15 protein-coding genes, 2 tRNA genes and 1 other RNA gene are annotated in these 14,332 nt (G+C 56.2%); all 18 read left to right on the top strand.

The window, feature by feature from the left end; translation table 11 throughout:
* Nucleotides 1-38 precede the first annotated feature (38 nt).
* The 18 genes from A2V21_305870 to A2V21_305785 all read left to right on the top strand — a co-directional run bounded on the left by A2V21_305870 (nucleotide 39) and on the right by A2V21_305785 (nucleotide 14,330).
* The gene (locus tag A2V21_305870) at nucleotides 39-698 is read left to right on the top strand and encodes an endonuclease III (GenBank protein OIJ73832.1); all 660 of its coding nucleotides are present in this window, start codon (nucleotides 39-41) and stop codon (nucleotides 696-698) included.
* 262 nt (nucleotides 699-960) lie between these two features.
* On the top strand, nucleotides 961-1,380 hold the full coding sequence (locus A2V21_305865) for a nucleoside-diphosphate kinase (GenBank protein OIJ73831.1): 420 nt from the start codon (nucleotides 961-963) through the stop codon (nucleotides 1,378-1,380).
* Between the two features lie 41 nt (nucleotides 1,381-1,421).
* Nucleotides 1,422-2,306 (top strand): hypothetical protein, encoded by an 885-nt coding sequence (locus A2V21_305860; protein OIJ73830.1) that lies wholly within the window; start codon nucleotides 1,422-1,424, stop codon nucleotides 2,304-2,306.
* 142 nt (nucleotides 2,307-2,448) lie between these two features.
* Nucleotides 2,449-3,474: a 23S rRNA (adenine(2503)-C(2))-methyltransferase gene (locus tag A2V21_305855; protein OIJ73829.1), complete on the top strand. Its 1,026-nt coding sequence runs from the start codon at nucleotides 2,449-2,451 to the stop codon at nucleotides 3,472-3,474.
* A gap of 104 nt (nucleotides 3,475-3,578) precedes the next feature.
* On the top strand, nucleotides 3,579-4,448 hold the full coding sequence (locus A2V21_305850) for a methylthioadenosine phosphorylase (protein ID OIJ73828.1): 870 nt from the start codon (nucleotides 3,579-3,581) through the stop codon (nucleotides 4,446-4,448).
* Nucleotides 4,449-4,459: 11 nt separating this feature from the next.
* On the top strand, nucleotides 4,460-5,371 hold the full coding sequence (locus A2V21_305845; protein ID OIJ73827.1) for a sugar kinase: 912 nt from the start codon (nucleotides 4,460-4,462) through the stop codon (nucleotides 5,369-5,371).
* Between the two features lie 30 nt (nucleotides 5,372-5,401).
* A complete protein-coding gene (locus A2V21_305840) occupies nucleotides 5,402-6,157 on the top strand; it encodes a hypothetical protein (GenBank protein ID OIJ73826.1) in 756 nt (251 codons plus the stop codon).
* Between the two features lie 72 nt (nucleotides 6,158-6,229).
* Complete coding sequence (locus A2V21_305835) at nucleotides 6,230-7,261, top strand: hypothetical protein (protein OIJ73825.1); 1,032 nt, start codon at nucleotides 6,230-6,232, stop codon at nucleotides 7,259-7,261.
* Between the two features lie 57 nt (nucleotides 7,262-7,318).
* A complete protein-coding gene (locus tag A2V21_305830; protein ID OIJ73824.1) occupies nucleotides 7,319-8,029 on the top strand; it encodes a hypothetical protein in 711 nt (236 codons plus the stop codon).
* 24 nt (nucleotides 8,030-8,053) lie between these two features.
* Nucleotides 8,054-9,439, top strand: coding sequence for a hypothetical protein (locus A2V21_305825; protein OIJ73823.1), 1,386 nt, complete (start codon nucleotides 8,054-8,056; stop codon nucleotides 9,437-9,439).
* Between the two features lie 240 nt (nucleotides 9,440-9,679).
* Nucleotides 9,680-10,096 carry a hypothetical protein gene (locus tag A2V21_305820; GenBank protein OIJ73822.1) on the top strand — a complete coding sequence of 139 codons (417 nt, stop codon included), beginning with the start codon at nucleotides 9,680-9,682 and terminating at the stop codon, nucleotides 10,094-10,096.
* A 405-nt stretch (nucleotides 10,097-10,501) separates the two neighbouring features.
* Nucleotides 10,502-10,589, top strand: a tRNA-Ser gene (locus tag A2V21_305815).
* A gap of 34 nt (nucleotides 10,590-10,623) precedes the next feature.
* Nucleotides 10,624-10,713: transfer RNA gene (locus A2V21_305810), tRNA-Ser, on the top strand.
* 103 nt (nucleotides 10,714-10,816) lie between these two features.
* An RNA gene (gene ffs, locus A2V21_305805) (signal recognition particle sRNA small type) lies at nucleotides 10,817-10,915 on the top strand.
* A gap of 73 nt (nucleotides 10,916-10,988) precedes the next feature.
* Complete coding sequence (locus A2V21_305800; GenBank protein ID OIJ73821.1) at nucleotides 10,989-12,641, top strand: DNA polymerase III, subunit gamma and tau; 1,653 nt, start codon at nucleotides 10,989-10,991, stop codon at nucleotides 12,639-12,641.
* A complete protein-coding gene (locus tag A2V21_305795; GenBank protein ID OIJ73820.1) occupies nucleotides 12,634-12,957 on the top strand; it encodes a nucleoid-associated protein, YbaB/EbfC family in 324 nt (107 codons plus the stop codon). Before A2V21_305800 ends, A2V21_305795 begins: the two co-directional genes overlap by 8 nt.
* A gap of 99 nt (nucleotides 12,958-13,056) precedes the next feature.
* Nucleotides 13,057-13,653 carry a recombination protein RecR gene (locus tag A2V21_305790; protein ID OIJ73819.1) on the top strand — a complete coding sequence of 199 codons (597 nt, stop codon included), beginning with the start codon at nucleotides 13,057-13,059 and terminating at the stop codon, nucleotides 13,651-13,653.
* 71 nt (nucleotides 13,654-13,724) lie between these two features.
* Nucleotides 13,725-14,330 (top strand): hypothetical protein, encoded by a 606-nt coding sequence (locus A2V21_305785; GenBank protein OIJ73818.1) that lies wholly within the window; start codon nucleotides 13,725-13,727, stop codon nucleotides 14,328-14,330.
* Nucleotides 14,331-14,332 lie beyond the last annotated feature (2 nt).

Raw genomic sequence — 14,332 nt, 5'->3', positions numbered from 1 at the left:
CTTCCCCAACTCCCTTCGGTTCTGTTATCATCAAACGCATGAAGCCCGAAGAGATCCCGGCAGTAATAAAGATACTCAGACAGGAATATAAGCGTTTCCGCACGCCTTACGTTACCGAGGTCTCTGAGGAGTTGACGCGCGATCCCTTCAAGGTGCTCGTCTCGTGTATCATAAGCCTTCGCACGACGGATGACGTGACGAGGGCGGCTTCCCAGAGGCTCTTTAAGCTCGCCGATACGCCTTCCGTGCTGCTAAAGCTTCCAAACGGTCAAATCGAGAAGGCCGTCTACCCCGCCGGCTTCTACAGGACAAAGGCCAGGACGTTGAAGGATATCTCGCGGGAGCTGGTCGAGAGGTATTCATCGAAGGTGCCGGATGAGATAGAAGAGCTACTTAAGCTCAAGGGCGTGGGCAGAAAGACCGCTAACCTTGTCGTTACGCTCGGCTTCGGAAAGCCTGGCATCTGTGTCGATACTCACGTCCACAGGATAACCAACAGGTGGGGTTTCGTCAAGACGAGGAGCCCGGAGGAGACCGAAAGGGCGCTAAGGGAGAAGCTCCCCAAAAGGTACTGGATAGAGATAAACGACCTGTTGGTCGCCTACGGGCAGAACCTCTGCAGGCCGACTTCTCCTATGTGCAGCGCGTGCCGTATATCTCTTTACTGCGCCAGGGCCGGGGTCTTGAGGAGCAGGTAAGGCGACCTGTTGAAAGCCCCCCTCACCTCAGCCCTCTCCCCGGAGGGGAGAGGAGGCGTAGCCACAGTCCAATCCTTCCCGATATCGCTGAAATCAAAAAGAAACTTGTAAAGATGGGCTCTTAAGTGTTATATCTTTTGAGATCCGCGGCGCCTGTTGGTCTTGTCTGGCCTTCAGAGTGCCTCTCATTTGCATGTGCTGTAAACCCCTTAAGGGGAGAGATTATAAAAAACAAAAGAGCTTCAGGAGGTCGTATTTTAAAATGGTAGAGAAGACGCTGTCGATAGTAAAGCCGGACGGGGTGAGGAAGAACATAATAGGAGAGGTGGTAAGAAGGTTCGAGGCAGCCGGCCTCAAGGTAGCCGCCATGAAGATGTATCACCTTTCAAGGAAAGAGGCCGAGGGGTTCTACGCGGTCCACAGGGAGAGGCCCTTCTTCGGAAGCCTCACCGAGTTCATGTCCTCCGGCCCGGTCGTACTCATGGTATTGAAGGGCGAGGGGGCGATCCTCAAGAACAGGGAGCTTATGGGCGCGACAGACCCCGCGAAGGCCGCTGCCGGAACCATCAGGAAGGACTTCGCCGACTCCATCGAGTCGAACATAGTCCACGGCTCTGACGCCGCCGATACCGCTGCCTTCGAGATAAGCTACTTTTTCAGCTCCATGGAGATATTCGAGTAGCCTGAACAAAACTTGTGTTTTTCAGCATAAGGCGGCAAGGCATGGAGAATATCGAGACCATAAAGGCGCATTACCACTTCACCGACGAGGACGCCTCCATCCTCATGAGGCTCAGGCCCGTGATGGAGAGGCACAAGGACGTGTTCGTCGATGAGTTCTACGGCTTCGTCAGGGAATTCGAGGACGCGCACAAGTTCCTCAAGGACGAGGCCACGGTAGCCCGCCACCAGGAGGCGTTGAAGGGCTGGTTCATAAAGCTCTTCTCCGGCTCGTACGGCAACCATTACCACGCCGAGCTCCATAAGGTCGGAGAGGCCCATGTCAAGATAAGCCTGCACGCGCATTACGTTAACGCCGCGTTCCACTTCGTCAAGCTCTTTATCCACGGCGTGCTCCACAGCGAGATAGAGGATATCCCCACGCGCGCGAGGATACTTGAGTCGGTCGAGAAGATACTCGACATAAACCTCGACATGTTCACCAGCTCCTATATCGAGGAGGAGAAGAAGTTCTTCTTCTCCCAGAAGGTGGAGTCCTACCTCGTACAGCTGGCGAACCGCTTCTCCCACGGGCTGAACCTCGTCCTTGTATTGGGGCTCGTGCTCCTGGGCTTTATGGTCATGGGCCTTTTCGCCTATGACCTCCTCCACATACTCGACGGCGACATAGAAAGAGGGCTGCTTTCCACCCTCGGCAGTCTTCTCATGCTCTGGGTGGTCATCGAGCTTATGGACACCGAAATAAAGCACCTGAAGGGCGGCAAGTTCGCCATCAAGGTCTTTATAAGTGTAGCGCTCGTGGCGGTAATAAGAAAGATACTCGTCACCAGCCTTAAATCAGAGCAGGTCGAGGCGCAGATCTCGCTCATAGCCGCGGTGGCGGTCCTCGGGGTCGTATACTGGCTTGTCGCCAAGGTCGATAATTGACTGGCCAAAGGCGCTTCTACTACCGCGTACACTCCAGATACGCCTCATTCCTCGCTCCCCGATTTAATTGGGGCCTCGCATATGGACTTTTTGAGCAGCCTGAAAAAATCGGAATAATTCATAATTCCGCTGACAATTAACTATGAAGAACTTAAGGGATTTTACATACGAAGAGCTATTGGCCGAGGTGGCCGCCATGAATGAGCGCCCCTACAGGGGCGAGCAGATATTCAGGTGGGTCTTCTACAGGCGCGCAACCGACATAGCCTCGATGACCGACATATCAAAGGCCTTCAGGGAGACGCTGGCTGCCGGATACCGCATAACCGGCAATAAGCTCATCGACGTGAAGCGCTCTTCCGACGGCACGAGGAAGTTCCTCTCCGAGCTTCCCGACTCGTCCCGCATCGAATCGGTCCTCATCCCTGAAACCGACAGGCTTACGCTTTGCGTCTCTTCCCAGGCAGGCTGCGCGCTTGGGTGCAGGTTCTGCATGACCGGGATGGCCGGCTTCGTGCGTAACCTCACGCTTTCGGAGCTTGCCGGGCAGGTCTTCTCGGCATATGAGATACTCGACGAAGGTGAGGAGATAACGAACATAGTCCTCATGGGCATGGGAGAGCCGCTCTCCAACTACGATAACGTTGTAAGGTTCATCGGAGTGCTAACAGGCAACCTCGGCTTCAACTTCTCCCACAACAAGATTACCCTTTCCACCGCTGGCCTCGTGCCGGCCATAAAGAGGTTCGGGGAGGAGGCGACCGTGAACCTCGCGGTATCCCTCAACGCCACGACCGACGAGGTGAGGGAACGGCTCATGCCGATAAACAGGAAATATCCCATAGCCGAGCTTATGGCCGTCTTGAGGGCCTATCCGCTGAGGTCCCGGAAGTACATAACGATAGAGTACGTGCTCATCTCAGGCGTGAACGATACTGACGCGGACGCGAGAAGGCTGGTAAGGCTCCTCCGCGGGATACCCTGCAAGGTGAACCTCATTCCCTTTAACCCCTTCCCCGGCTCGGATTTTGCCCGCCCCTCTGTAGAGCGCGTGGATGCCTTTCATTCGATAGTCAAAAAGGCTGGCTATACCGTCATCGTCCGCTCGAGCAAGGGCGCCGAGATACAGGCGGCCTGCGGCCAGCTTAAGGGCGTTTACCCAGGCTGAAGCTGCCCCATATTTAAACACGAGCTTTAGGATTGACCTTGACCGCCAAGGCGCGTAGTGTTACAAATTACGGGTTATAAAAGAGCGAAGGAGAATCTTTTTAAATGAAGGTTGTAGGCGTAATAGGCGGTTCAGGCCTCTACGAGATGGAGGGGCTTAAGGACGTAAATTCTCAGAAGGTCTCCACCCCCTTCGGCGACCCGTCGGATGAGTATGTAACCGGCATGCTCGGCGATGTAAAGATGATATTCCTCCCCAGGCACGGCAGGGGGCACAGGTTTACGCCAACAGAAGTCAACTACAGGGCGAACATATACGGCATGAAAAAGCTCGGGGCCGAATGGGTCATCTCGGTCTCTGCCGTCGGCAGCATGAAAGAGGAGATAAAGCCCGGCCATATCGTCATAGTCGATCAGTTCTTCGACAGGACGAAGGGCAGGCCGTCGAGTTTTTACGGCAACGGGGTGGTTGGCCATGTCGAGTTCGCCGATCCGGTATGCCCTGACCTGAGCAAGGTACTCTATAAGGCCGCCAATGAGGCCGGCGCTACCGTCCACATGGGGGGCACCTATATCTGTATCGAAGGCCCACAGTTCTCGACCAGGGCCGAATCGAAGATATACAGGGGCTGGGGGGTCGACGTCATCGGCATGACCAACATACCGGAGGCCAAGCTCGCGCGTGAGGCTGAAGTTTGCTACGCAACGGTCGCCCTTTCAACCGACTATGACTGCTGGCATGAGACCGAAGAGTCGGTCACGGTCGAGGCGATAATAGCGACCCTCAAGGCCAACGTTGCGATGGCAAAGGATATAATAATGAAGGCGGTGCCGGCCATTACCGGCGCGAGGGGCTGCAAGTGCGGTAGCGCCCTTAAGTACGCGACCATCACCGACCCGAAGGCGATACCGGATAAGGCGAGAGAAGACCTGGCCCTTCTTATCGGCAAGTATCTGCCTCAAAAAACAGTTTAAGGAGCGTTTTGATGTCTGAGATACTCGTAGTCGGCTCGGTCGCCTTTGACTCTGTAGAGACCCCATTCGGCAAGGCCGATGAGGTGCTCGGCGGCTCGGCGACCTATTTTTCGACTTCAGCCAGTTTCTTTACCGGGGTGAACCTTGTCGCCGTCGTCGGTGAGGACTTCCCTGCCGAGCACATAACGACCCTTTCGAATAAGGGCATAAACGTCGGTGGCTTAAGGAAAGTCCCGGGCAAGACCTTCAGGTGGAAGGGCTATTACGGGTATGACCTCAACCAGGCCCATACCCTTGAGACCCAGCTGAACGTCTTCAGCTCCTTTAACCCGGAGATACCCGATGAGTACAAGGACATACCCTTCGTATTCCTCGCCAACATCGACCCTGAGCTTCAGATGAAGGTGCTCGAGCAGGTCAGGGGGCCAAGGCTCGTGGCCTGCGACACCATGAACTTCTGGATAGAGGGAAAGCCCGAGGCCTTAAAAGAACTATTGAAGAAAGTAGACCTCTTCGTCATAAACGAGGGAGAGGCGAGGGAGCTTTCAGGAGAGGCCTCTCTCGTGAGGGCGGCAAAGGTGATACAGGGCTACGGCCCCAGAACGCTCATCGTAAAGCGCGGTGAGTACGGCGCGCTCATGTTTAATGGCAGCTCTGTCTTCTCATCCCCCGCTTACCCGCTTGAAGAGGTCTTCGACCCCACAGGCGCCGGGGATACATTCGCGGGCGGGCTTATGGGCTATTTGGCCAATAGCGGGGACCTTAGCGAGGATAGCATAAGAAGGGCCATAATCTTCGGCTCTGTGATGGCCTCGTTCAACGTCGAGGCATTCAGTCTCGGCAGGCTCGACACCCTTACGCTCCCTGAGATCAAGACGCGCTATTCGGAATTTAAACGGTTGACCCATTTTGAAGATATATGATATAATTCAAACACTTATGGATTTCAGCAGATGAATGGAAAGCTCTTCAGGATAGTTCTGGCCGGTCTCTTTGCCGCTACACTTACTTCGTGCGGCGCCTCGCTCGAAAAAAGGAAGGACCAGGCTGACATACACTACAGGCTCGGCGAGGTCCACCTTAGAGAAAGGAGTATCGCCGACGCCTTAAAAGAGCTTACGAAGGCCGTAGAGCTATATCCCGACAACGCCAATTACCATAACGCGCTCGGCCTCGCCTATTTCGTCAAGGGCATGAACGCTGAGGCGTATAAGTCTTTTGACAGGGCGATATCCATCGACCCCAAGCTTTCTGACGCCCGCCTCAATAAATCCGCGGTCTATCTCTCCGAGCGCAAGTGGGACAACGCTATAGAAGAGTCGCAGGCCGCGGTCAAGAACATCTTCTACAGGACCCCGGAGCTCGCGTACAACAACATCGGCTGGGCGTTCCACAACAAGGGAGATTACGGCAGGGCGGTAGAGAACTACAGGCTCGCCCTGCAGGCCAACGCGAATTACGCGCAGGCGCATTATAACATGGGGCTCTCATACGAGAAGGCCGGCAGGCTCAAGGAGGCTGTCGAGTCATACCGTGCGGCTACTGCCGTATCCCCGGCCTATCTCGACGCGTATTTCAACCTCGGCATGGCGCTTGTCAAGGTAAAGGACAAGGCTGGAGCGCTAAAGGCCTTCGAGAAGGTCATCGAGCTTGCGCCCGGCAGTGATAAGGGGCTGTCCGCGAAAGAGTACATAAACCTTATCAGGTAAAAAGATGGCGTCTGTCTTCCAACCGAAGCCATTCGGCCCAGGGCCAAATGGCTCGATTTTTAGGGGGAACATATGGAAAGTCCTGGTGAATACCTAAGAAGGGAAAGGGAGCTGAGGGGGGTATCCCTCGTCAAGATATTCGAGGCCACCAAGGTCCCAATGAAGTTCCTCGAGGCGATAGAGGCCGACAGGTATGAAGGCCTTCCGCCCGCTGCCTTCGTAAAGGGCTTCATAAGGTCTTACTGCAAGGTGCTCGGGGTGGACGAAACGGACGCTGTGCTCCGTTTCGAGGTCTACCAGAGGGAGAAGGAGGAGGCCGAGGCCGAAGGGGCCAAGGCCAAGGCCGCGCCTGCCAAGGGCTGGTCAAGAAAAGCCTTAACCCAGAAGCCTTCTGTCAAGCTGCCGGATAACCTGCGCAAACCCGCCTTTATAGCCGCTGGCATTCTTATAATAGTAATAGCCTACGCCTTCTCTATAAAAAAGGACGCCTCCGCGCCGGTCGAGGTAATTGCCCCGGCTGTACAGGCACCCCTGGACTCCCCGGCCCAATCGACCGTCCCTTCAAGCCATGTGGCGGCCCCTGTGCCCCCTTCGCCTCTCAAACAGACGCGCCCTGTGGTAAAGGACTCTGCCTCCCCTGCGCCTGTATTAGCGCCAGCCCCGGCCAAGGCTACGGAGCCGGTAAAGAAGGAAGAAGCTCTAAAGCCTCAGGCGGCTGTCGATCCTGCGGGAGCGCCTCCGGTTGCGCACACGCTTACCGCGTCAGCCAAAGAGATGGTCTGGCTGAAGATAGTGGTGGACGGGGCAGAGCCTGTAGAGGTGCTTTTGCGGCAGGGAGAGAGGTTCACATGGAAGGGCTCTGAGGGCTTCTCAGTGCTGGTAGGGAACGCCGGCGGGGTGACACTCACATATAATGGGAAAGAGCTTTCAAGCCTTGGGCTTTCCGGAGAGGTAGTGAGCCTTAAGCTCCCTTCCGGGACGCAGCAGAGGATTATGAGGCCGGAGAGGAAATCCATTGAGCCGTTGACCTCGCCTGCGCGGCCTGATAAAGAGATTAACTTCCAGGCAGGCCCGGTGGATAATATTAATGCAAAGATGCTCTGATTCGGATATATTGAGGGGCTGCGGCCACGGCACTGGATTTCCGGAAGGGGAGGACTCATGGAGTCTATAATAAGGTGCAGAAAATGCGGCAAGAAGATGAAGTCCGCGCGCGTCGACGATTACAGGGTGAAGTTCTCCTGCAGCTGCGGTTTTTCCGAGTACCGGACAGCCCCGGCCGCCTCCAAGGCCATAAACCCTCATTTTTCGAAGGAAAGCCTCCTGCCGCTTACATTCGATGACAGCGGCCGGTTCTTCTTCCAGCAGCAGGCAGACCGCGAGCAAAAGGAGATCATCACGCTCGAGGAGATAAGCATGCTCGCCTCCTCTGACTATAACCTCGACCAGGTCCTCAAGGGGGTAGCGGAGAAGACCGCCAGAAGGCTTGGGGTCGATATATGCTCCATATACATCTGGGACGGAGAGCACCTGGTGCTCCGGGCCACATATGGTCTTGCGCAGGAAGCTGTCGGCAAGGCCAGGCTCAAGATGGGCGAGGGGATAACGGGCTCCGCCGTCGAGGCGAGAAGGCCGCTTCTCATAGAAGACGTCACCAAGGATGCGCGCTACAGGTACTTCCCGGAGACCAGGGAGGAGCAGTACAAGATAAAGACGATGTACTCCTATCCCATATTCCTGGGTGACAAGCCATTTGGCGTGCTTAATGCCCAGACCGTCGTGACCCGCGAGTTTACCGAGGATGAGATATATTTCATGTCAACGATAGCCAACCTCATACTCGGCGCGGTAAAGATGCGTAAGTGCCTGTAGGCGCTCTTGAGGCAGGCCGTACCTATGTCGCCAAGCAAAAATCTTTCAGGGCCGTCCGGCGGGGCGGTCCTGACCCTTTTAATAGCACTTCTCCTTGTCTTCATCCTGGCCTTTCTCTTCTATAATAAAGATAAAAATGATATTCCGGCAAAGCCCGCGGCTACGGTGGCCGATGAGCCTTCCCCGGCGGCAGCTCTTGAGGAGCCGGCCGAGGTTTTAGCTCAAGCGCCTCTTGAGCGCTTTGGAATAATCCCCGGTCCGGCAAACCCGGCGGCAGAGGCGTTGCGGCAGGGCGACCTCAAGCTGGCCGAGGAGATATTGCGGAACGCCATTCAGGAAGACCCCTCTGACAGTTTGAAATCAGCCCTTGCGGGAGTCCTTAACAGCAAGGCTTTAAAGGATGCCCAGGACGGAAGGCCTGGCAACGCCATGGCGCTTCTCAAGGAGGCGGCTCTCCTTTCACCCGATAGTCTCATAATAAAGAACCTCGCGAGTGTGCAGGCGCGCTCAGGCGACCTAGAAGGAGCCGCCGAGACCCTTGAGCCGTTATCCGGCGACCCCGGGGCGAAAGACCATCTCAAGCGCATATACGTAAAGCTTGGAAGGGAGAGGCACTCAAGGGGCGACCTGGAAGGGGCGGCTTCTTTTTTCCGCAAAGGGCTCGCACTTGACCCCGGGGACAGCGCGCTCGCAAGCGAGCTTGCCGCCGCTGAGGGAGATAGAGAGGCCGAGGGCGGCATGGGCGTCAAGGAGGGTGGGCGCTTCACCGTAAGGTTCGAAGGGGGAGAGAACGCTGTAGCCGGCCATCTTATAGCCCTTCTTCTGGAGGAGGCCTATCTGAAGGTTGGGAGCGACCTCGGGATATACCCGGAGGCCAGGGTAGAGGCGCTCCTTTACACGAGGGAGACGTTCAGGGATGTGACAAGAAGTCCATCGTGGGCCGGGGCCCTCTATGACGGCAGGATAAAGATACCGGCCGGGGGCATAACGGAGAAGACCTCTCAACTTGAAAGCGTCATCTTCCACGAGTATACGCATGCCGTGGTAAGGTCGGTGGCCAGGGGCAGGGCGCCCGTATGGCTTAACGAGGGGATAGCGCAGTACGAGGAGGGCAAGAGCTCTGCCGGGTACGAACGAGTGCTCGCGCAGATAGCGGGTAGCGGAAAACTTAGCCTCCGTCCCCTTGAGGGGTCGTTCATGGGCTTTAAGTCCGAGCAGGCCCAGGTAGCTTACCTGCTGAGCCTTTCAGCCACGGAGTACATAATACGGGAATTCGGCATATTCTCGGTAAGGAACATACTGGAGAACCTTGGCGGCGGGATGGGCCTCGATGAGGCCGTATCTGCCGCCTTGCGCATATCTTACAGCGACCTCGAAAGGCTCTGGGCAGGCTCGCTCAAGGACGGATAAAAAAGATTTTTTAAAAAAACAGCATTTATGGTATAGTCGCAATTTGAAAACAACCCTGGAGGAGAATGGACCATGAGTCTGTCAGGATCGTACAAAAGACTGTTTTTAGTTTCGGCATCCGTTGCCCTTCTTTCTATAACCGGATGCAGCGGAGAGAAGAAGGCTCAGGAGGCGCCCCAGCCTGCCGCAGCACCACAGCAGCAGTTGCCGGAGGGACATCCGCCGACAGCGCAGGCGCCGATGGACAAGACCCAGGAGGATATCGCCAGGGCCCAGCACGCCAATATAAAGACCCAGAAGACGGTCTCCATCTCCAACGAGGTGAAGAGCAAGTGGAAGGAAGCCAGGCTTGAGGTGACCGATGCCGCAAGTGGAGCGAGCCAGGTCTTAACCGTCAAGGTAGGCGAGGACGTAAAACTTGCGGAAGGCGTGAGGCTCAAGGTAGAGAGCCTGGTGCCGGATTATACAATAGTTGAGAACAAGATAGAGTCCAAGTCAAACGAGCCAAACAACCCCGCGGTCCTCGTAGACCTCACGGTGAATGGCAAGAGTGTGTCGAGAGGGTGGGTCTTCAGGGATTTCCCTGAGTTCAATTCCTTCCAGGACGCCAGGTACCCGGTAAAGCTTGTGCTCGGCAAGCAGACAGCCAAGAAATAAGGGATTTAAGGCCAGAAGGCCCCCGGGTTTCCCGGGGGCCTTTTTTGTTTTTTAACAGGCTGGAAAATCTGTGTGTTCAGTATCCTGCTAAAGGCTTTGACAACCGCAGGGAAGTATGCTTAATTAAAAGGCCCCGGGTAGCCTTTTTTATATGCTAAAGCCCGGCAAAATCGATATTTTTTCGGCGACGGAGAGGTGCCCGAGAGGCCGAAGGAGTACGACTGGAAATCGTATATACGGAAACGTATCGAGGGTTCGGCAATTTTCGCAGGATAGCGAAAATTGAATTTGCACCGAAGGTGCAAAGCCCTGGAGCGAAGCGGAAGGGTCGAGTCCAGGGATGGACGAGATAATCCCTCCCTCATCCTTTAGAAAATTTAGCAATAAAGCAATTCAGGCTGTTACGGAGAGGTGCCCGAGAGGCCGAAGGGGTACGACTGGAAATCGTATATACGGAAACGTATCGAGGGTTCGAATCCCTCCCTCTCCGCCATTAAATTTGTTTCGAAAAGTTTTTAGGCCCCTACGGAGAGGTGACCGAGAGGCTGAAGGTGGCAGTCTCGAAAACTGCTGTGTCGGAAACGGCACCGAGGGTTCAAATCCCTCCCTCTCCGCCATTTTTTTAACTTCGCCCGGATTTTTGTTTTTCCACCTTCTTGTGTTATAATTACTAATCTCCGGAGGAGCTCCTCCAGGGAAGAATTTGCGGGCGGTGTTGATAGCTGGGTCTTGCGCAATGGATGGCCGTAAACCCCGCCAGGTCCGGAAGGAAGCAACGGTAGCAGCTTCATCCATGTGCCGCAAGGGTGCCTAGCTATCAACACCGCCCGCAAGCCCAATCCAGCTCAATCCGTTCTGTCGGGCAATCCCCTGATGGAAAAAGGCATTCAGAATGTCTTCCTACCAGGTAATAGCGAGGAAGTGGCGGCCAGGCATCTTTGACGAGGTCGTGGGGCAGGTCCACGTTACCAGGACGCTCAGGAACGCCATCGCTTCCGGCAAGGTAGCCCACGCGTATCTGTTCTCCGGGCCGCGGGGTGTCGGGAAGACTACGGCCGCGAGGATATTGGCCAAGTGTCTCAACTGTTCATCTGGTCCGACGATAAACCCCTGCAACGAGTGCTCGTCGTGCAAGGGGATCGCGAGCGGGTCATACGTAGACGTATTCGAGATAGACGGCGCTTCGAACAACGGGGTCGAGAACGTAAGGGAGATATCAGAGAGCGTGCGGTACGTGCCCTCCCAGGGCAAGTACAAGGTCTATATCATAGACGAGGTGCACATGCTTTCGATCCCCGCCTTCAACGCGCTCCTTAAAACGCTCGAAGAGCCGCCCCCCCACGCCATCTTCATCTTTGCCACGACCGAGGTCCGCAAGATCCCAGCTACCATCCTTTCCAGGTGCCAGCGTTTCGATTTCAAAAGGATACCGCTCAGGGAGATACAGGCGCGTCTCAATGAAATAGCCACGCAGGAGAAGGTAAGGTTCGAGGAGAAGGCGCTCTACCTTATCGCCAGGGAGGCGGACGGGAGCATGCGTGATTCCCAGAGCCTTCTTGAGCAGGCTCTGGCCTTTGCCGGGGGGGACCTCAAAGAGGCGGACGTGGCTGAGGCCCTTGGATTGCTTGGCAGGTCGGTCCTCTACGAGCTATCCGAGGCCATCATAGGAAAAGACGCCAGGGCATGTTTGAATATTGTTGAAAAAGTATATAATTTTGGGTATGATTTTAAGAGGGGTTGTAGCGACTTACTTGAGCATATAAGGGATCTGAGTGTCCTTAAGGCAACTGGAGACTCCTCCCTTCTTGACCTTCCGGACAGCGAAATCGAGCGGCTTTGCGAGATTTCGGCGCGTGTGAGCCTTGAGCGGCTTCACATGCTATTTACAATCCTGTCAAAAGGCTATGAAGATGTCTCAAGGTCGGCTCACCCGAGGTACGCTCTTGAAATGATGCTTTTGAGGGCCGCCCACCTGGACGAGCTTGAGCCGGTGAGCGCACTTGTGGAAAGGCTCGAAGGGGTCGCCTCAAGGCTCGGCAGCCCTTCTTCTCCGGTACGCCCTTCGGTCAGCGCTCCCCAGCCCCAGCCTAAGGGGCTGCCATGGAAGAGCGGGGGGCCGGCAAAGGCCGCGGCTGAAGAGGGCTCAGGCGCTCCGATGGCGCGGCCTGTAAAGAGCGCGGCGCCCCCTGAGGAGAAAAAGGCCCAGGCCGCGGCCCAGGAGGGCAGGGAGGACGGAGGCCCGCTCGGGTTCCTCAAGAACAGGAACAAGGAGCTCTACGAGCTTTTGAAAGACGCCTCCATCGAAGCCGTTGGAGACTCTGTCAACATAACAGCGGCGGCCAGGGCAGGAGCAAAGCTGACGGTCAACCGCGGATCTCTTGAGGCGTGCCTCAAGGAGTTCTACGGCGCTCCGGTCTCGGTAAGGATAAACGGCGCGGGTGGCGCCGGTGAGGTAAAAAAAAAGGACACTGACCCGGTACTGAAGGATGCGCTCCGCATCCTCGGCGGGAGGATAATAGAGGACCGGAGGAGGACCGATGTCTAAGCAGTTGGGCAATCTGATGAGGCAGGCCCAGAAGATGCAGGAAAAGATGGCCGAGATGCAAAAGGAGCTTGCCTCCAGGACGGTCGATTCTTCGGCGGGCGGCGGTATGGTAACCGCTGTCGTCAACGGCAGCCAGGAGCTCGTCGGCCTTAAGATAGACCCGTCCGTGGTCGATCCCAAGGACATCGACATGCTTCAGGACCTCGTGGTCGCGGCCGTTAGCGAGGGCTTGAGGAAAAGTAAGCAGATGGTACAGGACGAGATGTCGAAGCTCACCTCAGGCATGGGGCTCAATCTTCCTGGCGGGCTTTTTTAATCCCGGATATCCGGGAGCTGAGGCTGCTCTTGCCGCAGCCCCTTTCTGTATGCAGATCGCCGGCTAAGGCCGGATGAGAACAAGGATGGAACTTCAGGAATGCAGTACGCGGAGCCGATAAATAACCTTATCAGGGCTATTTCAAGGCTCCCTGGCATAGGCGAGAAGACCGCCACGAGGCTGGCTCTTTTCATCCTCAACGCCGACAAGGAGTACGCGGCCGGGCTTGCCGATGCCATAGCTTCGGTCAAGGAGAAGGTATCGCTCTGTCCGGTGTGCATGACGTTTTCGGATGCAGCCACGTGCAGGATATGCGCGGACGAGCAGAGGGACCCTTCGACGGTCTGCGTGGTCTCGGACTACAAGGACATGACCGCGCTCGAGTCGATGGGCGCTTACAGGGGCAGGTACCACATACTCCACGGCAACCTGGCCCCGCTTAAAGGCGTCGGGCCTGACGAGATAAGGATACGTGAGCTTGTGGCGAGGGTCGAGGCTGGAGGCGTGAACGAGGTAATACTCGCAACCGGCTTCGATTCGGAAGGCGAGGCCACCTCGGCCTACCTGGCAAGGCTCCTTAAGCCTTATGGCGTAATGGTCACGCGCCTTGCCTCCGGCATACCGGTCGGCAGCTACGTGGAGTTCATGGACGGGGCGACCCTCGGCAGGGCGCTCGATGGGAGACGGGAAGTGTAAAATGCCGCGGGGTGCGACTCAGGAGCCGCCGCGGATGTAAAACTAAAACCTAAACCTAAAGGAAGACAAGGATGGAGAATTACATAGAAGTCAGATGGCATGGCAGGGCACAGCAGGGTGTCGTGACGGCCGCTAAAGTCCTCGGAGAGGCGTGCCTCAGGTCAGGCAAGTTCGTGCAGGCCTTCCCGGAGTTCGGCCCGGAAAGGATGGGGGCTCCGGTCAGGGCGTATAACAGGATATCAAGCGAGCCCATAAGGCTCCATTGCCAGGTAACGGAACCGAGGTACGTGCTGATAGCGGACCCGACGCTCATAGGCATGGACCTTGCCGGAGGGATGGAATCCTCGGGCGCAGTGACAGATGGTACTCCGGAGAACGCGGTCTTCATAGTGAACACCCACAGGAGCCCGGAGGAGATGAGAAAAGCGCTGGGCCTTGACGGAAAGAACGGTGTAAAGGTCTTCACGCTGGACGCCGGCAAGATATCCCTTGAGACTATCGGCAGGCTCATGCCAAATACACCGCTCCTTGGGGCGCTCGCGAAGGCGACCGGGTTCGTAACGCTCGACGCGCTCGTGGACAACTTCAGGGAGGGCTACTCAAAGAAGTACAGCCCAAAGGTGATAGAGGGCAACGTCGAGGCCATGAACAGGGGCTACGGCGAATTAAGGGGCTGAAT

It is taken from the genome of Deltaproteobacteria bacterium GWC2_55_46, assembly GCA_001595385.3.
Classification (GTDB): domain Bacteria; phylum Desulfobacterota; class GWC2-55-46; order GWC2-55-46; family GWC2-55-46; genus UBA5799.
This window is presented reverse-complemented; position numbering and strand designations above follow the sequence as displayed.